17 protein-coding genes are annotated in these 18,626 nt (G+C 37.4%); 7 read left to right on the forward strand and 10 right to left on the reverse strand.

What is annotated here, in order from left to right:
• Complete coding sequence (locus KO513_RS03250) at positions 1–2,304, forward strand: FdhF/YdeP family oxidoreductase (RefSeq protein WP_215912273.1); 2,304 nt, start codon at positions 1–3, stop codon at positions 2,302–2,304.
• A gap of 78 nt (positions 2,305–2,382) precedes the next feature.
• Here the strand turns inward: KO513_RS03250 and KO513_RS03255 are convergent, their stop codons facing one another.
• Both KO513_RS03255 and uvrA read right to left on the reverse strand, forming a co-directional pair.
• Positions 2,383–3,567, reverse strand: coding sequence for a hypothetical protein (locus tag KO513_RS03255; RefSeq protein ID WP_215912274.1), 1,185 nt, complete (start codon positions 3,565–3,567; stop codon positions 2,383–2,385).
• Between the two features lie 246 nt (positions 3,568–3,813).
• Positions 3,814–6,591, reverse strand: a complete 2,778-nt coding sequence (uvrA, locus tag KO513_RS03260; protein ID WP_215912275.1) for an excinuclease ABC subunit UvrA — start codon at positions 6,589–6,591, stop codon at positions 3,814–3,816.
• A 245-nt stretch (positions 6,592–6,836) separates the two neighbouring features.
• Here uvrA and KO513_RS03265 point away from each other — a divergent pair, with 245 nt between their 5' ends.
• From KO513_RS03265 to KO513_RS03275, 3 genes are all read left to right on the forward strand, one after another.
• Positions 6,837–7,418, forward strand: a complete 582-nt coding sequence (locus tag KO513_RS03265; protein ID WP_215912276.1) for a sigma-70 family RNA polymerase sigma factor — start codon at positions 6,837–6,839, stop codon at positions 7,416–7,418.
• A gap of 74 nt (positions 7,419–7,492) precedes the next feature.
• Positions 7,493–7,636: a hypothetical protein gene (locus KO513_RS03270; protein ID WP_215440556.1), complete on the forward strand. Its 144-nt coding sequence runs from the start codon at positions 7,493–7,495 to the stop codon at positions 7,634–7,636.
• Positions 7,637–8,050: 414 nt separating this feature from the next.
• Positions 8,051–8,632 (forward strand): RNA polymerase sigma factor, encoded by a 582-nt coding sequence (locus KO513_RS03275; RefSeq protein ID WP_215440554.1) that lies wholly within the window; start codon positions 8,051–8,053, stop codon positions 8,630–8,632.
• A gap of 232 nt (positions 8,633–8,864) precedes the next feature.
• On the opposite strand, the gene KO513_RS03280 is transcribed toward KO513_RS03275, so the two are convergent.
• Positions 8,865–9,527, reverse strand: a complete 663-nt coding sequence (locus tag KO513_RS03280; RefSeq protein ID WP_215440552.1) for an endonuclease III domain-containing protein — start codon at positions 9,525–9,527, stop codon at positions 8,865–8,867.
• Between the two features lie 50 nt (positions 9,528–9,577).
• Here KO513_RS03280 and bcp point away from each other — a divergent pair, with 50 nt between their 5' ends.
• The gene (bcp, locus tag KO513_RS03285; protein ID WP_215912277.1) at positions 9,578–10,033 is read left to right on the forward strand and encodes a thioredoxin-dependent thiol peroxidase; all 456 of its coding nucleotides are present in this window, start codon (positions 9,578–9,580) and stop codon (positions 10,031–10,033) included.
• Positions 10,034–10,076: 43 nt separating this feature from the next.
• Here bcp and KO513_RS03290 read toward each other — a convergent pair whose 3' ends face one another.
• On the reverse strand, positions 10,077–11,543 hold the full coding sequence (locus tag KO513_RS03290) for a TonB-dependent receptor (RefSeq protein WP_215440548.1): 1,467 nt from the start codon (positions 11,541–11,543) through the stop codon (positions 10,077–10,079).
• 77 nt (positions 11,544–11,620) lie between these two features.
• Here KO513_RS03290 and KO513_RS03295 point away from each other — a divergent pair, with 77 nt between their 5' ends.
• Together KO513_RS03295 and KO513_RS03300 are read left to right on the forward strand one after the other, a co-directional pair.
• Positions 11,621–12,397, forward strand: coding sequence for an MBL fold metallo-hydrolase (locus KO513_RS03295; RefSeq protein WP_215912278.1), 777 nt, complete (start codon positions 11,621–11,623; stop codon positions 12,395–12,397).
• 20 nt (positions 12,398–12,417) lie between these two features.
• Positions 12,418–12,912 (forward strand): hydrolase, encoded by a 495-nt coding sequence (locus tag KO513_RS03300; protein WP_215912279.1) that lies wholly within the window; start codon positions 12,418–12,420, stop codon positions 12,910–12,912.
• On the opposite strand, the gene KO513_RS03305 is transcribed toward KO513_RS03300, so the two are convergent.
• From KO513_RS03305 to KO513_RS03330, 6 genes are all read right to left on the reverse strand, one after another.
• Positions 12,913–13,572, reverse strand: coding sequence for an alpha/beta hydrolase (locus KO513_RS03305; protein ID WP_215912280.1), 660 nt, complete (start codon positions 13,570–13,572; stop codon positions 12,913–12,915).
• Positions 13,572–13,892, reverse strand: coding sequence for a hypothetical protein (locus KO513_RS03310; RefSeq protein ID WP_215912281.1), 321 nt, complete (start codon positions 13,890–13,892; stop codon positions 13,572–13,574). Before KO513_RS03310 ends, KO513_RS03305 begins: the two co-directional genes overlap by 1 nt.
• An 88-nt stretch (positions 13,893–13,980) precedes the next feature.
• Positions 13,981–14,295 (reverse strand): DUF4870 domain-containing protein, encoded by a 315-nt coding sequence (locus tag KO513_RS03315; RefSeq protein ID WP_215912282.1) that lies wholly within the window; start codon positions 14,293–14,295, stop codon positions 13,981–13,983.
• A 17-nt stretch (positions 14,296–14,312) separates the two neighbouring features.
• Entirely contained in the window at positions 14,313–15,578 is a 1,266-nt protein-coding gene (locus KO513_RS03320) for a dihydroorotase (protein WP_215912283.1), read from the reverse strand.
• Complete coding sequence (locus KO513_RS03325) at positions 15,575–17,554, reverse strand: BatA domain-containing protein (protein WP_252735660.1); 1,980 nt, start codon at positions 17,552–17,554, stop codon at positions 15,575–15,577. Before KO513_RS03325 ends, KO513_RS03320 begins: the two co-directional genes overlap by 4 nt.
• 54 nt (positions 17,555–17,608) lie before the next feature.
• The gene (locus KO513_RS03330; protein ID WP_215912284.1) at positions 17,609–18,616 is read right to left on the reverse strand and encodes a glycosyltransferase family 2 protein; all 1,008 of its coding nucleotides are present in this window, start codon (positions 18,614–18,616) and stop codon (positions 17,609–17,611) included.
• Positions 18,617–18,626 lie beyond the last annotated feature (10 nt).

Raw genomic sequence — 18,626 nt, forward strand, 5'->3', positions numbered from 1 at the left:
ATGTCACATAAAGACAATCAAAGGAATGTTACAATAATAGGTTCCGAAGATTTTTCAAATATTAAAATTACAGAACCTGTTAAGTATGCAGCAGGGAAATTAGGGGTTACCGAGGCTTTACGTCACGGATTTAAAGAAATGGGTATAGTACGCTCTATGCGTGCCTTTTTGGAACTTAACCAAGAAGATGGTTTTGATTGTCCAAGTTGTGCTTGGCCCAACCCAGAACACCCTTCGTCTATTGCAGAATACTGTGAAAATGGGGCAAAGGCTGTTGCCGATGAGGCCACTACGGACAAAATTGGTCGTGATTTTTTTAAAAAATACTCTGTAGAGGAACTTTCCAAATTAACGGAATATCAACTGAACAAATTTGGTAGAATTACCGAACCGTTGGTGCTAAGAACAGGAAGTGTAAACTATGAACCTATTTCTTGGGAAGAGGCTTATGAACTTATTTCTATAGAGCTACATAAATTAAATTCACCGGACGACGCTATCTTCTATACATCAGGTAGGTCAAGTAATGAAGCAGCTTATTTATACGGTATGTTTGCGCGTGCTATTGGGACCAATAATATGCCCGACTGTTCCAATATGTGCCACGAATCTAGTGGTGTAGCACTTTCGGAAACTTTAGGTATTGGAAAAGGTTCAGTGAAATTGGAGGATTTATATGGTGCGGATGTCGTTATTGTTGCAGGTCAAAACCCAGGTACGAACCATCCTAGGATGCTATCGGCATTGGAGAAATGCAAGAAGAATGGGGGAAAGATAATTAGTATTAACCCTTTGGAGGAATCCGGTCTAATAAATTTTAAAAATCCACAACATTTAAATGGTTTAATTGGTGGTGGGGAAGACCTAACGGATATTCATTTGCAAGTCCGCATCAATCAAGATATCGCTTTAATGAAGCTCATCTTAATGAGACTTGCCGCTTTGGATGAGAGCGGACAAAAGGTTTTTGACCATGATTTTATGGTTAAATATGTAGATGGTTATGAATCCTTGATTTCGGACTTTAAGAATTATGATGAGGAATCACTATTAGCCTTGAGTGGTGTTAGTAACGAAAAAATTAATGAAACGGTAGCCCTTTTGGCAACAAGTAGCAACATCGTAGTATGTTGGGCCATGGGGTTGACTCAGCATAAAAATGGGGTAGCTACCATATGCGAATATTTAAACCTATTGTTATTAAAAGGGTCTTTGGGAAAACCTAATGCAGGTACCTGCCCGGTGCGTGGTCACAGCAATGTGCAAGGGGATCGCTCTGTGGGTATTATGCATTTTGTGAATGAAGAACTAAACGCGCGTATAAAGACACACTTAGGGTTTACTGCTCCGGATAAAGAAGGTGTAGATGTTGTGGGAGCTATTAAGGCCATGCACGATGAAAAAGGTAAAGTGTTTATTTGTTTAGGCGGAAATTTTCTGATGGCCGCTTCGGATACTATGTATACTGCACAAGCAATGCAAAATTGTGAACTTACTGTACAGATAAGTACTAAGTTGAATCGCTCTCACCTGGTTACTGGAAAAACGGCACTTATATTGCCCACTTTTGGTAGATCTGAAAAAGATATGAAAGATGGCACGTTACGCTATCAGACTATGGAGGATAGTATGGGGCGGGTAAGACAATCTCGTGGACTTTTAAAACCGACTTCAGATAACATTAAAAGTGAACCTGAACTTATTGCTGAATTGGCCCATACTTATTTTGGTGGTAGACACTCTGTAGATTGGAAAGCCATGGGCGAGAATTACGAACTTATTAGGGAAAGCATAGATAAGGTAGTTAAGGGCTTTGAAAATACAAAAGAGAGATCTAAGGGTATAGGCTACTATTTACCCAACAATGTCCGTAACCTTGATTTTAGTATGCTTCCTAATGGCAGGGCCCAATTGACCGTTAACCCTTTGCCGGAACATAACTTAAAGGAAGAGGAGTTCATGTTAATGACAATTAGGTCTCATGACCAGTTCAATACCACTATTTACGGTATGGATGATAGGTACCGCGGAATCTATAATGAAAGACGGGTATTGTTCATGAATCCGGAGGATATGGAAAAACAGGGGCTTAAGAAAAAAGACGTTATAAATATTAGCAGTTCATATAATGGTGAGGTGCGTACGGCCAATAAGTTTTTGGTGGTACCTTACAATATCCCTTCCGGAGATTTGGCAGCGTACTATCCAGAGACCAATGTTCTTATTCCTCATGATCAGTATGCGGATAAAAGTAAAACGCCAATTAGTAAATCCATAAAAGTTACTGTAACAAAGGTGGGCTAATTTCTGTGCTAAAAAGAAAAACCCCCGCAGCAAATAAATCTACTGCGGGGGCAACAACTAACCAACCTAAAAACTATCTTAATATCTTCTTGAACTTCTTGATGTTGTAGCCCTTGAAGATGTATTATTTCTACTACTTCTAGATGGGGCCTTAGTTACAGACCTTCTAGAAGAACTTCTTGTACTAACGTTACTTCTACTTTGCGAAGGAGCTTTTCTAACAGTTCTATTTGTACTCCTGTTATTTTGGGGACTTCTATAAGTAGTCGTACTTCTTTTTACCGTTGTGCTACGTGGTGATCTGGTTACTGTTCTTTTGCTCACCGTATTGCCGTTAGCTTTTCTTACCGCAGTAGACCTCTGCGCTACCGAACTATTTCTAGATGGGGTGTTTGCTCTAGATTTCACCGTTGTGCTACGGTTCGTAATTTTACGATTCGTATTATTAGAACGTGTGGCACCACTTTTTGAAACGGTTCTTCTTGCTGAATTATCACGATTTGCAACCGACCTATTCGTACGAGTAGTAGCGTAATTTCTCTTTGAAACAGACCTGTTGTTTCTTGAGTTATTTGTTCTAACTGCTACTCTTCTGTCATTTTTATAGATTCTAGACCTATCATTTCTTACTTTATTATATCTATGCGTTCTTCCAATTTTGGCATAAGCACGTCTAGTATTATATCTATAAGGATTGTAATAGGTGTAACGAATAGGGCTGTAAAATCTTCTATAAGGTCTATTGAACACTAAACAAAAGCCTAATGTAGGTCTTGCAAAAAATGCATGAAAAGGTCTGTACACATAATTTCTATTATAAATATTGATGTATCCGGTGTGATAATCATATAAACCTCTACGGTTATAGTACACATACATTCCACCTACACTACGTACGCGATTGTTATTATAGCTAATATCTACATCTCCAATTTGTGTAACACGACCATAATAGTCATAATAAATAGGTACGTTCTCAACTTGTATTACGGCACCGTAATCATCGTACTGGGCATACGGACTATAATCAAATCCCGAATTAAAGGTAACCCCATTTCTACGGCCGCTTACACGACTGTCTATGTAAAAATCGAATTCACCATCTGGGTATACCGAAAACGTAATGCCATTCTCAACAAAAATAAATGAGTCGTTGTATCTATAAGCATTGCGTTCTGCAACCTTATCTTCAACTGTACCTGTGGCCATAACACCAGAAGTGGTAAAAATTAGGGCCGAAAAAAAGAGTAGTAAGTTTCTCATGATATAAGGTTTTAAATTCCTGAGTGTAATTATTTACATTCGAGTTGTAATAAACAAACAGCGTGCCAAAAACTATAAGATATAGTCAAGTATCTTATAATGAGTTGATTATAAGTTTTGAGGTCGATGTAAAAAGAAGTGTTTGTTTTTAGATAGGTTTGAAAAAGTGAAAAAGTAAAAGACCATATTTCCTTTTTTACAGAAAATATGGTCTTTTATATTCTATTAGGTGAAATATTGATTCTCCTATAGTTTCTCTTTTAAATAGGTAGCCGTAAAAGAAGTTTTACTTTTTGCAACCTCTTCAGGAGTACCCTCTGCTAATAAGTTTCCACCTCCTTCACCACCTTCGGGGCCTAGGTCTATAATATAGTCTGCACATTTAATCAATTCAATGTTGTGCTCAATAACAATTACGGAATGTCCTTTTGAGATAAGAGCATCAAAAGACTTTAAAAGCTTTTTAATATCATGAAAATGCAAACCTGTAGTAGGTTCATCAAAAATAAAGAGCGCCTTGTCTTTTGTGGTGCCTTTTACTAAAAATGAAGCAAGTTTAATACGCTGTGCTTCTCCACCTGATAGGGTAGAAGAGGACTGCCCCAAGGTTACATAGCCAAGACCTACATCTTGTAAAGGCTTCAGTTTGGTAACAATTTTGGTTTGTTTGTACTTTTCAAAGAAGGCAATGGCATCATCAATGGTCATGTTTAAGACGTCATCTATGCTGGCATCTTCAAATTTGACCTCTAACACTTCCTTTTTAAAACGTTTTCCTCCGCAGGTGTCGCATTCCAAGTGAACATCTGCCATGAACTGCATTTCTACAGTAATTTCACCTTCACCTTTACACTTTTCGCATCGGCCACCATCTACATTAAAAGAAAAATGCTTGGCTTGATATGCCCTTATTTTACTAAGTTTTTGCGCAGCGAAAAGACTCCTAATGTCATCATATGCTTTAATATAGGTTACCGGGTTTGAGCGTGATGACCGCCCTATTGGATTTTGGTCTACAAACTCAACATGCTTGATGGTCTTGTATTTTCCTTCAACTTTGGTAAACTGTCCCGCTTTTTCTCCATAGCCGCCAATTTCTTTCAAGATAATGGGATACAACAGTTTTTTGACCAAAGTGCTTTTTCCGCTACCGGAAACACCAGTTACCACGGTAAGCATATGAAGCGGAAACGTTACATTAATATTCTTAAGATTATTTTCCCGAGCTCCTATAATAGTTATGTAATCTGTAGAAGTTCTTCTTTTACTGGGAACGGGAATTTCTTCTGTTCCGTTTAAATAATGAGCCGTTAAGGAGGTTGATTTTAAAATATCATTAAGAGTCCCATGCGCAACTACTTCTCCGCCATGTGTACCTGCTTCTGGGCCAATGTCAATAACTTCATCCGCTGCTTTCATGATATCTTCATCATGTTCAACAACAATAACCGTATTGCCAAGGTCGCGCAAGGATAGTAAAACATCTATTAAGTTCTCTGTGTCCTTAGGGTGCAAACCTATACTGGGCTCATCTAGGATATACATACTTCCCACAAGGCTACTGCCCAATGATGTTGCTAGATTAATACGCTGACTCTCTCCGCCGGATAGGCTATTGGACTTTCGGTTAATAGTCAAATAGCTTAAACCTACTTTATTTAAAAAGCCTAACCTGGTTTTGATTTCCTTTAATAAGCGAGAAGCAATTTTCTCATCGGTTTTATCCAAAACCAGCTCCTCAAAAAACGGGATCAATTTTTTAATGGGCAGCTCCACCAAATCGGAAATGTTTTTTCCGTTAACTTTAATATTATCGGTTTCTTTCCGTAACCGTTTCCCATGGCAAACATTACATCTTGTTTTACCGCGGTAACGGGAAAGCATTACCCTATTCTGTATTTTATAACTTTTTTCCTCTAGCTGCTCAAAAAATTTGTTGAGTCCAATAAAGTGATTATTCCCGTTCCAAACCAATTGCTTCTGCTCATCCGAAAGCTCAAACCAAGGTTTGTGAATGGGAAAATCAAACTTATAAGCCGAGTTTACCAGTTGATCTCTATACCACCCCATACTTTCACCTCGCCATGGAAATATGGCATTTTCATAAACGGATAAGGCAGTATTGGGAATAACAAGGTCTTCGTCTATACCAATTACATCTCCGTAACCTTCACATTTTGGGCATGCTCCATAAGGGTTATTAAAGCTGAACAAATGCACATTGGGCTCTAAGAAAGACATACCATCTAGCTCAAACTTGTTACTAAACGGAATTTTTTCTCCTGTGGCCAGTTCTTCTATAGCACATTCTCCTTTTCCTTCAAAAAAAGCGGTGTCAACGGCATTGGCCAATCGGTTGTAGAAATCCTCATCGTCTTTTACGATAATTCTATCAACCACTAACTCAAAATTTCTGCCAATATCTTCCGGCACATTATCTATGCGTAAGACTTCATCATTATATTTTATCCTAGCATATCCTTGTTTAGAAAGTAGTTGAAGTGATTTTAAAGGTTCCCTATTTTCATCAATAACTATAGGAGCCAGTAACAGTAATTTGGTTCCTTCTTCGTATTTCTTTACATGGTCCACAACGTCTGTAACCGTATCTTTCTTTACTTCACGGCCAGAAATAGGGGATATGGTACGTCCTATACGGGCGTATAGCAATTTTAAGTAATCATAAATCTCCGTAGTGGTACCCACGGTAGATCGCGGGTTTGTAGAATTTACTTTCTGCTCAATGGCAATGGCCGGGGCAATACCTTTTATATAGTCTACTTTAGGTTTGTCAAGTTTACCCAAGAACTGCCTGGCGTATGAGGATAAACTCTCTACGTAACGTCTTTGACCCTCTGCGTAGAGTGTGTCAAAAGCCAAACTAGACTTTCCTGATCCGGAAAGACCGGTTATAACAACTAATTTATTACGGGGTATAACAACATCTATATTCTTTAGGTTATGCAGCTTTGCACCCTTTATTATAATGTTGTGCTTGGGGTTTACATCTACTATTTCGGCCATTTTCATATCTAAGTATGCAAAGATACAATATGGAGAATTCAATAACTAAAATTGTATGAATGGCATTAAAAAATGTGTGCATAACGATAGAAATTTTCTAAAGTCATTTAATTTTTTCTATATTTGAGCCCTAATAAAATGTTAATACGCCTATAGCAAAAAATTACTTTTAGAAAGTTTAAAACATTATCTACAAGACCTTTCCATAGGGAAGGCGTCTCGTTTTAACCATTAAAGTAATTGTTATGGATATATTGACGGAAGATTCCCTTCTTATTAAAAAATACGTTTCCGGTGATGAAAAGGCATTGGAAATTCTGATTGAGAAGCACAATCAGCGGTTAAGTAGTTTCATTTATTCTAAAGTAAACAACCGTAATATTACTGAAGACATTTTTCAAGATACCTTTATTAAGGTTATAAAAACATTACGCCGCGGAGCGTATAATGAAGAAGGTAAGTTCTTGCCTTGGGTAATGCGTATTGCGCACAACCTTATTATAGATCATTTTAGAAAAAGTAGTCGCATGCCTATGTTTGAAGGAGCGGATAGTTTTGACATTTTTTCTTTAATTGGCGATGATAAGCTTAATGCAGAACGCCAATTGATAAAAGATCAAATAGATTGTGACCTAGAGGTGCTGGTGGCAGAATTGCCTGCAGACCAAAGAGAGGTGTTGATTATGCGTATCTATAAGGATATGAGTTTCAAGGAGATTTCGGAAAATACCGGTGTTAGTATAAACACGGCATTAGGGAGAATGCGCTATGCCCTTATTAACCTAAGGAAGATAATAGAACAGCACAATATTGTTTTAACGAATTAATAGGCGATAGGTCGAAGCTATTCATTATGTTTATATTAGTGCCGTTATACCATTGTAACAATACTAAAATAGATATGGAAAAAATTTACGCTACAGAATCGGACAAATGTAGATTGGCTAAAGCAAAACCTTCAACAGTAAAGTTTCTATTGGATTATTCAAAAGCTTTAGAAATTACTGAAGCAAACGGCCTACAATTTGAATCTAATTTGAACTAAGCTTAGTTCCTTTAAAGTATATAGAGCCCTGTCAATGAAAATTGGCAGGGCTTTTTTGTAGGAAATAACTAGTGTAAATAGCTGTTTTTATAGCGTAAGGTATACGTTATGTCCTATTAGTAACATTTGTTGGCATTAGCAAGGTAGTTCTGAGGTATTCTACAGAGAGCTGATTTTGTGTGGCTAACGCACTTCAATCCATTTTATTTTGCAGAAAAATAGAAAAGTAGCATTTCACATCAAAAACTAGCGGTTTTACAACAATGTTTTTTTCTAGAGGCCTCTATTATCTAGTTTTATATCATAATTAACAACAAGGTCATCCACCAAAGGATAACAAAACACTCAAAAAGAACTAAATAACAAAAGCCTTTCTTTAGAAAGTCTCAAGTCTAAAACTAAAAACCCTACACCATGAGTTCACAGATCGAAGATTCAGTACTAGTAAGAGATTACATTAGCGGCGATGAAAAAGCGCTTGAAGTTTTAATTAACCGTCATAACCAAAGAATTTCTAGCTTTATTTACTCTAAGGTTTTAGATAGAGATGTTACTGAAGATATTTTTCAAGATACCTTTATTAAAGTAATCAAAACTTTAAAAAGAGGGTCTTATAGTGAAGAAGGTAAATTTTTACCATGGGTAATGCGTATTGCACACAATTTAATTATTGACCATTTCAGAAAGAACAAAAGAATGCCAATGTTTGAAGGAAGCGATGATTTTAACATCTTTTCTGTAATAGGTGATGATAAATTAAATGCTGAAAAACAGATAATTAAAGACCAAATAACATCTGACTTAAAGCACTTGATCGAAGAATTACCGGATGATCAAAAAGAAGTTTTAGTAATGCGTATCTATAAAGATATGAGCTTCAAAGAGATTTCCGAAAATACTGGAGTAAGTATCAATACTGCCTTAGGTAGAATGCGTTACGCGTTAATTAACCTTAGAAAAATCATAGACAAGAATAACATAGTGTTAACTAATTAATAGATCACTAATAATACATAACAATATTTCCATTCTAGTTGCGTTATCCTTTGTATAACAATACTACTATTATGGAAAAAATTTACTCTGAGAATCTTGAAAGAGGTGCAACTATTCAAGCCACAAAAGAAACAATCAACTTATTGCTTAGTTTTTCAAAGCAATTTCACATAGTTGAGTACAATAATTTTCAATTTGAAAATAGCTTGAACTAAATATATAAGACCCGATTTTAACGGGTCTTTTTTGCTTTGTAATATTCGTCTATGACGGATTTTCTTCCAATAGTTTTGGTAATGATGTCATTTTCTAAATTCCATCCCCTGGCTGGAGAATATTCTCTACCGTACCAAATAATCTGAAGATGCAAGTCGTTCCAAATTTCTTTTGGGAACAGACGTTTGGCATCTTTTTCTGTTTGTACTACATTTTTTCCATTCGTAAAGCCCCAGCGGTACATTAGTCTATGAATGTGGGTGTCTACCGGAAATGCCGGAATCCCAAAAGCCTGAGACACCACAACGCTTGCGGTTTTGTGCCCAACGGCAGGAAACTCCTCTAAAAGTTCTATTTCCTGCGGAACTATACCCTCGTACTTTTCAATCAACATTTTAGATAGCCCGTGAATTCCTTTTGATTTCATAGGTGAAAGCCCAACGGGTTTTATAATCTCCCGGATTTCTTCTACCGATAGTTTTACCATGTCATAAGGATTGTCCGCTCTTTCAAACAACAATGGCGTAATCTGGTTAACCCTAACATCTGTACTCTGGGCGGATAATAAAACCGCAATCAATAAAGTATAGGGGTCTTTGTGGTCTAAAGGAACCGGTATAGTGGGGTAAATCTCCTTTAGGGTCTTAATAGTAAAATCAACCTTTTCCGCTTTTGTCATTTTTGTCTAATTTTAGCAATGAAAATTGAAACACACAAAAAAGAAGTGCTATGAATACATTGCAAGTAGGAGACAAAGTACCCGATTTTTCAGCTAAAGACCAAGATGGCAATACAATTAAATTATCCGATTATAAAGGCAAGAAGTTAATTGTCTTTTTCTACCCCAAAGCAAGTACGCCTGGTTGTACCGCTGAGGCATGTAATTTGAGAGACAATTATGAGGAACTCCAATCTCAAGGTTACGAACTATTAGGGGTAAGTGCCGATTCTGAAAAAAGACAGACCAATTTTAAGAACAAATATAACTTTCCATTTCCGCTATTAGCAGATGAAGACCATACGGTAATAAATGCTTTTGGTGTTTGGGGACCCAAAAAATTCATGGGGCGTGAATATGATGGTATTCACAGAAAAACGTTTGTAGTAGATGCAGCGGCTACTGTTACTAAAGTAATAGATAAAGTAAAGACCAAAGATCACGCAGCTCAGTTACTGGAGAGCTAGTTGCTACTTTAAAAGATAAAAAAAGGGGTTCAGCCCCTTTTTTTTATTCTACCTTATCTTCTTTTTCTGATTTAAGTAATTTCCTGGTAAACAAGTTTTCATCCTTAATTATCTGAGGTATACCTTCAGGAAGCATTTCTTCCCATCCTTCTTCATTGTTTATCAGTTTTTTAAGGGCATCCCTGGAGAAAATATGCATAATTTCAGGATCATAATCTATAATGTCCATTACTTTGCCATTATACTTAAAGAACTTGTAAAGCTCTTTCATTCTTGGATGAACCTTAATATTGTTACTAGTCATAATCTGACCGGTTTCCGCATTTTTCATTGGGTAAAGATAAACCTGAAGATCTTTAAAGAACAGTTTTCCAAAAGCTTCCAAAATACCTCCGGATAAATGCCTGTAATACTTCTCATCAAATATATCTACCAAATTGTTGACGCCCATAGTAAGGCCAATTTTGGCCTTTGTGTACCTGTTGAAGTATTCCACAAGCCTAAAATACTCTTGAAACTTAGATATCATTACCGTATGCCCTAAAGAACATAATAGCTCGGCACGATCCATAAAATCTTGTTCGTCAATTTCTCCGGATGCTTTTAGGTTAGAAAGGGTTATTTCAAAAATAACCATGGTACTTTCTTGGTTTACGGCCGGATCGCGAACAAATATGTCATAAGACTTATGGAACATATCCATATTTACCTTGGTAACCGGTCTAAAGCTTCCGCGCAATGCCAAAATGTTCTTTTTGTAAAGCGCTGCGGCAGGTAAAAAGTTATTGCCGTCAGGTCCGAACATAACCGCATCGGTCATGTCGTTACGAATCAGCTGAAGACTCATCAACCTGTTGTCTACTTCTTTAAAGTTAGGCCCAGAAAAGTTCACCATATCAATCTCCACGGTATCCTTATCAATATGGTCATAAAGATATTTCAGCATTTTTCGGGGTTTATGGTATTTGTAAAAAGCACCATAAATTAGATTAACACCTAGTATACCAAGAGTCTCTTGCTGTAAACGCGCTTCGTTCTGCTTAAAACGAATGTGAAGTATAATTTCATCAAGCTCTTTTTGGTTGGGGTCTAATTGAAATCGAATTCCAACCCAGCCATGGCCTTTATATCTTTTGGAGAAATCTATAGTAGCCACAGTGTTAGCGTACGAAAAGAAAAGTCGCTCTGGGTGCGTTTCACGGCTAATACGTTCTTCCATGAGTGTCATCTCATGCGAAAGCATCTTTTTTAATCGCGATTGTGTTACATAACGCCCATCATCTTCAATACCATAAATGGCATCGCTAAAATCCTTGTCATACGCGCTCATTGCCTTGGCAATGGTGCCTGACGCACCTCCGGAGCGAAAGAAATGACGCGCCGTTTCCTGGCCGGCACCTATTTCGGAAAACGTTCCGTAAATGTCTGGATTTAAGTTGATTCTCAAAGTCTTGGCTTTGATTGAAGGGATATTCTCAAATACAGTGTCTCGTTTTAAAACTGAAGCCATTTGGTCGATTTTGCTTTTAACAAAGTTAACAAGTTCGGGTTACCTATTAAATTTTTTAGTTATAAATTTGATTCTAGATGAGCAATACGTTAAAAATTACTTTTTTGGGTACGGGCACTTCTCAAGGAATCCCAGTAATAGGCAGCAATCACCCGGTTTGCAAGAGTATTGACCCAAAAGATAAAAGACTTAGAGTTTCCGCTCTGGTATCATGGGAGGACTATAATTATGTAATAGATTGCGGTCCTGATTTTAGAGCGCAGATGCTTGCAAATGAGGTGCTTAAATTAGATGGTATCTTATTTACCCACGAACATTCTGATCATACGGCCGGCTTGGATGATATTAGGCCTTACTTTTTTAGACAAGGAGATGTACCTATATATGCCCATAAACGTGTTGCAGATTCCCTAAAAAGACGATTTGATTATATTTTTGCCGATGAAAACAGGTATCCAGGGGCACCTGCAGTAGCTGTAAACCTTATTGATAAGGACCACCCCTTTTCTATTGGAGGAATAAAGGTGACACCCATTGAGGCAAGTCATAACCGTATAAAAGTTTTGGGCTTTAGAATTAAGGATTTAACCTACCTAACGGATGTAAAGACCATGACATCTGTGGAAATGGAAAAAGTGAAAAACTCAAAAGTACTGGTGGTTAATTCATTACGTGAGGAGCCACACCATTCGCATTTTAATTTAGAAGAAGCCTTGGCTTTCATAGAACAAGTAAAACCGGAAACGGCTTATCTCACGCATATTAGCCATATGCTGGGTTTTCATGAGGAAGTTGAGAAAAAATTGCCTAAAAATGTACATTTGGCATACGATAATCTAACCATTACAGTTTAAAGTACAAACCACATTCATTTATGAAAAGTAGAATAGTTTTTTACCTGTTAATCTTTGTATCTCTTATATGTCTTTACCTTTTTGTAAGTAACGGAAAGATGGCAAACGTAAAGGATGAACGTATAGCTAAGCTGGAAGCAGAAATAGTTCAGTTGCAAGATTCAGTAAAGAACACGCAGTTAAAGGTGCTGGAAATGCAATATTTCTCTTTAGAAAACAATGACGATGCATTGGCTTATTATGATCACTTGGATCTTAATGACCCATCTAGATACATTGCCGATAAATTGTTGGAAACCAATGAAACTAAAGGCAATAATCCCCTTGTGCCTTATGAAGGTATGGAGAACGACTTCAAAATAAATAAAATAAAGGTTTTAAACCATAAATGGATTTTAACCGACTTCTCCGATGGAAAATACTGGGGAGAGCTTCTTATTAAGTATGAGCTTAAAGATGATTTAGGTGTAGATTTCACCCTGCTTGACCACCTGCTGTACACACGAAGCCAATAATTAAATTTTGTCTTCCAGCCACTTTTTAAAAGAATAGAAGTTTTGAGGGGCAACACCATGTCCTACTGGAAATTCTTCGTAAACATGGTCAATACCCAAATTTTTAAGGAATTCTGGTGCTCGCTGCGCCCATTCCGGAGGAATCACTTGGTCTACTTGACCGTGGGACGCATATATTTTTAATTGGGAGTGCTCCTTTTCCTTGTAGCCTTCTTTTAAAATTGCTTCGTTAATATAGCCACTTAGGGCAATTACATTTTTTATTTTTTCGGGATAGGAAAGGGCTACGGCATAGCTTAATATGGTGCCTTGGCTAAAACCAAGAATAGTCACATTACTGGCATCAAGGCCATAAGTGTTACAGGCTTCATCAATAAAGGCTATGATTTTATCCCTAGACTGTTTTGCTTGTTCGTCATCGCTCCATTTGCCTTTTTCCGCATCAAAATTAATGGCGTACCAAGCGTTACCATAAGGTTCCATAGGGTAGGGTGCCCTAACTGAAATTACACAGAGTTCTTCTGGTAGTTCCGGGGCAAAGGAAAACAAATCTTCTTCATTGCTTCCGTAGCCATGAAACATAAATAAAACCGGGGCTTCGCCTTCTTTTACAGTGGAAGGTCTGATCAGGTGTTCTAAGGAAAGGGGAGCCGTAGTCATTAGATAAATTTAAGCCATTTTTGAAAAAAAGCGCCAACAAGTGGAACGGATTGTTTTACTTCTTTTAGTACACCTATAAAGCCATACCACCATAGCACAAAATAAGAAACGTACAAGCCGTACCAAGCATACTCATTGAACCATTGGCTTAAAAATAGGGCAAATCCTATAAAAAATAAATGTAATCCTAATGCTTGTCTAATGTGGAAACGAGCAAACTCATTTCTGCTTTCAGAGTTCATGCTAATGGCAATAAGCGAACCTACTATAGTAAAATAGGCCGTTATAGCTGCTGTTTTTCCTTCCTTTGCTGTGTTCATGGCGGCAAAGTTAATCTAAGCTGTAGTCTTGCACAAAAAAAAGAGACTCTGTTTCGGGTCTCTTTGTGAATGCTTTAATTTAGGTCATCTAGCCTATATTCCCTACTAAAGGAATTTTTTCCACTTTACCGTTCATTGCATTTATAGCGCCAATGATTGCTAAGATCAAGCCTGCATATTGCAAATAACTCAACGCACTAATGCCGGTAAACATAATCAGCAAAGCGGCTATAAATGATACGATTATTCCTGTAATCCATGCTCTAAGTGCTTGGCCTATATGAAAAGTGGCAAATTCATTTTTCTGATTCCTGTTCATAAAATAAGCTGCAAGTGTGCCAATTAGCGTTACGTAGCTTATGATGGCCATGGTTTTCCCTTCTTCAATGGTGTTGTGGTCCATAATGTTGTTGTTTTGTGTTATTTCGTATTGGTGGTTAAGTGTATGCTATTGTTGATGCTTCCGTATACGCTACCTTTCATTTCAGAGCCTAAAAACATACTGTTTTTGGATGTAGACTCAATATCTTCTTCATTAAAGGTAGAGCTTCCTTCCGGGTTAAAAAGCGTTAAACAAGCGGTTTCCCCTTCTTTTATTTCAGGTGATTTTAGGCCATAACGCTCACGTCCTTTGGTTAAAAGATTAACTACAACTTCTATATCTAAAAGCTGGTTAAGACTGCCAAAGGCTGTTTCTAAACCAATAGTTCCGTAAGAAGCATTATCAAACTCAATCCGTTTTTCCTCTATGTTCATAGGGGTATGGTCGCTGGTGACAAAATCTATAGTACCGTCTTTTAGACCTTTTAAAAGTGCTTTGGCATCAGGTTTTGTGCGCAAAGGCGGCAACACCTTATACGTAGAATCAAACTCTTCTAAAACGGAGTCTGTATAGACCAGGTTATGAATGGCAACACTACAACTCACGTCCAATCCTTTTTTCTTCGCATCTGCAATGAGTTTAACAGAAGTGGCCGTAGAAATTGTAGGTATATGCAATTTACCTCCGGTATATTCTAAAATAAAAAGGTCTCTGGCTACTTGGAGTTCTTCTGCCAAAGCCGGAATTCCCTTTAATCCCAATTGGGTAGAGACCGCTCCTTCGTTTACAATGCCTTTTCCCGCAATTTTGGTATCCAAAGGAAAGGAATAAACCAATCCACTAAAATTTTGTACATATTGCAAGGCCACTTTTAGGAGGTTTGCATTAGTCATGGGGAGTTTGTAATCATAAAAACCCACCGCTCCAGCATTTTTCATGTCGTACAACTCGGCCAAATCGTTGCCATCCGCTTTCATCGTTAAAGTACCAAGTGGATAAAGATTGGTGAGTTGCCCAGCTGCTGCGTTTTTAAGGTATACAATATCCGAACTGCTATCCGGACAGGGGTGCGTACTTGGATTAAGTACAACATCCGTAAAGCCACTCAAGGCTGCAGTGCGTAATCCATTTTCTATGGTTTCCCTTTCCTCGTAACCCGGCTCGCCAAAAGAAACGCTACTATCAAACCAACCAACGGAAACATGTAAGTTTTTGTGCTTAACCACTTGGGTTTTACTTTCGGGCTCTATTTTTGCAGCTATTTTGGCTATTATTCCGTCTTTAATAAGAATGTCACGAGTCTTTAAATGAAGCGATTCGTTATGCTTATCAATAATTTTTGCCGATTTTAAGAGAATGTTCATTTAAGATATTTTTGAATAAGTACTTCAATAAACAGCAACACCAACGCTAAAATAACAAACCATTTCCAAAGCTCGGTTACCGTGCTATCTTTTTCAATGGTTTGGAACAAGGAAGATATAGAAGTTGATGTAGATGCGGTTTTTTGGTCCTGAATGTTTAAATAAGTGAGATTGCTCTCGTTTCTATCGTAATTAAAGCTGATGTTCTTTATAGTTTTTTCGTCTTGCCGTATTTCATAAGTACCATCTTCCTTCAAACTCTCGTTAAAGGAAAGTGAAACCTTATTACTGAGCGATTGTTGCTGTGGAATAAACTCATAAGACCCTTTCTTTAATTTAAGAATATCATCCTGAGCTAAGGAGGTAGGGACATCTACTGAAACAGACTGTCCTAAAACCGAATATAAAGGGGGTAAATTAAGACTTCCCGAAGCCATATTATAGAAGGTTGGGACTACTATTGGGGAATTAATAAAGTTGGAGTTTTCAGTTGATAGGGACGAGGTGAACAAATAAAACGTATTGTTACTTATTAAGAAGGGTTCATTATCTTGAAAAGCCAGTGCGGTAGGGGCAACGGTTTTAATTTTGTAATATGCTGAAACCTTTGGATACTGAAAATTGGTTACGTTTTTTTCAAAAACATTCCGATACAGAGGGTGAGAAAATGAGATGTTGGTTATTTCTCGCTCATCCCGTTTATTTTGTAAAAAAGCGGTTGCGCCGTAGTTGCTAGTCAGTGCATTATAGGAGTCTATATTACTAATTGTAGATGGAATAATTGTCAAATGGCCACCGTTATCAGTAAACACTTTTAAACTAGTAGTCAATGATGAGGGAATTTGTTCCAAATTATTGAGGACAATGAAATTTTGAGCTGGCAGGTTGCTGTAATTGAGGCTTTTCAATTCGCTCGCAGTGTAAACAAACTCATCTTTTGTAAAAATTCGGTTAAGGAAAGTGTTTTGGGTGTCACCTATGGCGAGTACTTTAATTTTTTCCTTTTCGGCAATCGTAAAATAAAGCGAGTTATCATATGTTAATCCGGAATCTGTTATTTCAATCTTACCGTCAAAAGCTTCGTTTTTAGGAATGGAAAAATTGGCCGTTCCTTTTTTGAACTCGTTGAAGGATGTAGATGTTTTGGCAACAAGCTTATCGCCATTAAACAAAGAAACCGGAATGTTGGTTATCTTTCCAGACCCGGAGAGCTTAACCGAAAGATTCAAGTTTTCAGAAGATTCAGATTCTATATAAGCGGAATCAACGGCAACGTTTGTTGTTTCTTCAGCGCGTAAGGTTACCCAATGGACGTTCACATTTTGCAGGCTATCTAACTGTGAACCGACCATGTTTTGCTGAAAATCCGATAGCACTATCAGATTTTTTTCGGTAGAATTATCCGTAGAAAATAAGGTGTTTCCCTTTAAGTAAATTTCGTTTAGTTGCAACTGATTATTGCTCGCGGCAAGAGCTAAAAATTCATTCTGAACTTCTGGCAAAGTAGTATTTCTGAATGTTTTGGTATTTGTAAAAAGTGTAAAACGCTCCGTTTTGGGCAGGGTCTTAATCAGTTCTTGAACGGCGTTTTCTAAAAGTGTAGCACCATCGTCTTTTAGCTCTAGGCTAAACGAGTTATCTAGATAGATAACCGTTTCCTTTGACTTTAGTGCTGTTTCTTTGGCAAAAAATGGCTGTGCAAAAGCAAAAATAAATGCAGCGAGTAAAAGCATTCTTGTAAAAAGAAGCAACCATTTTTTTAACGTATTGCTTTGTCTGGATTCCGAGACGACCTTTTTTAGGAACTTAACGTTCGTAAAAGGCGTTTTCTTAAACCTACGTAATTGAAATAAATGAATGAAAATAGGAATCAGGAGAAGAAAAAGGGCCCAAAAGAGTTCTGGATATTTAAACTGCATTTCCTGAATTGTGTTGCCAAAGATAGGCATTTCATACTTTATTGCTACGGTAGTCAAAAAGATATTTTACTTCATTTTTGAAAACGATAATTTAAGCCTGATACTCAGTTTTTAGCAAAAAAAGAAATAGTCTTTCATTGGTTTATGGTCAAGGCCCGTGAAGAACTTTTTTATATAGGTCTGTGCATCTGCATTTGCAACACTAATAATGCTCTGGGCGTTAGGAAGCTCTTTTAATTTACTAAAATGAAACATTTCTTTATCGTAAATATGTTTCCCAATTTTCCTAGGATTGTCGCAAACCCAATAAAAATCTATATTCTGTTCCAGTAATGCCCTTGCAATTTCTTTTCCCTTGGCACCGGCTCCCCATACCGTCAATGGTCGTTTGGGGTCATAATTAAGCTTTAAAAAATAATGAAGTTTGATTTGGAGAAAATAATTCTGAGCGTAATGTTCACTGGTTCTAGATGTTCTGGTGTCATAATCACGCCACAGATGCAATAGTTTAGAAGAAGGTATGCACTTAAGGCCGTTTGCATAGAACCGAAAAGTAAGGTCATAATCTTCAGGGTAGAGATTGGGTCTAAAAGCACCACACAGGTCCAAATCATCTTTATGAACCATCCAGCAAGGGGAGGGGATAACACACTCTTTATATATTTCCGAATAATTGTTACCCGTTTCAGTTAAGCTGTTTAACCATGTTTCATAACGTTCGTAACCGTTACTAATACCCCGATGAGAAAAATAGCGTACCTGCCCCAGAGCTACGTGTCCTTCTCCGTGATTTAAAAGCGCTTCTACCATGACCTTTAGCTTTTCCGCTGTCATAATATCATCAGAATCCATGCGAGTAATGAACTCTCCTTTACTGTGTTTGTACGCTGTTCTTAGCGCTTCAATGATGCCACCTCCCTCATTATCAAAGAGCTGTATGCGCTGGTCATTTTTTGCGTACGAATTCACCAAATTACGACTGCCGTCTGAACTTTTATCATTTATCGCTAGAACCTCCCAATTCCTGTATTCCTGTTCTACTATGGAGTTAAGGCATTGACTTAGAAATGATTCCGTGTTTTTAAACGGGATAAGAATACTAACAAGAGGCTGTTGCATAGGTGGCAAT

This window comes from Zobellia sp. B3R18 (assembly GCF_018860715.1).
Classification (GTDB): domain Bacteria; phylum Bacteroidota; class Bacteroidia; order Flavobacteriales; family Flavobacteriaceae; genus Zobellia; species Zobellia russellii.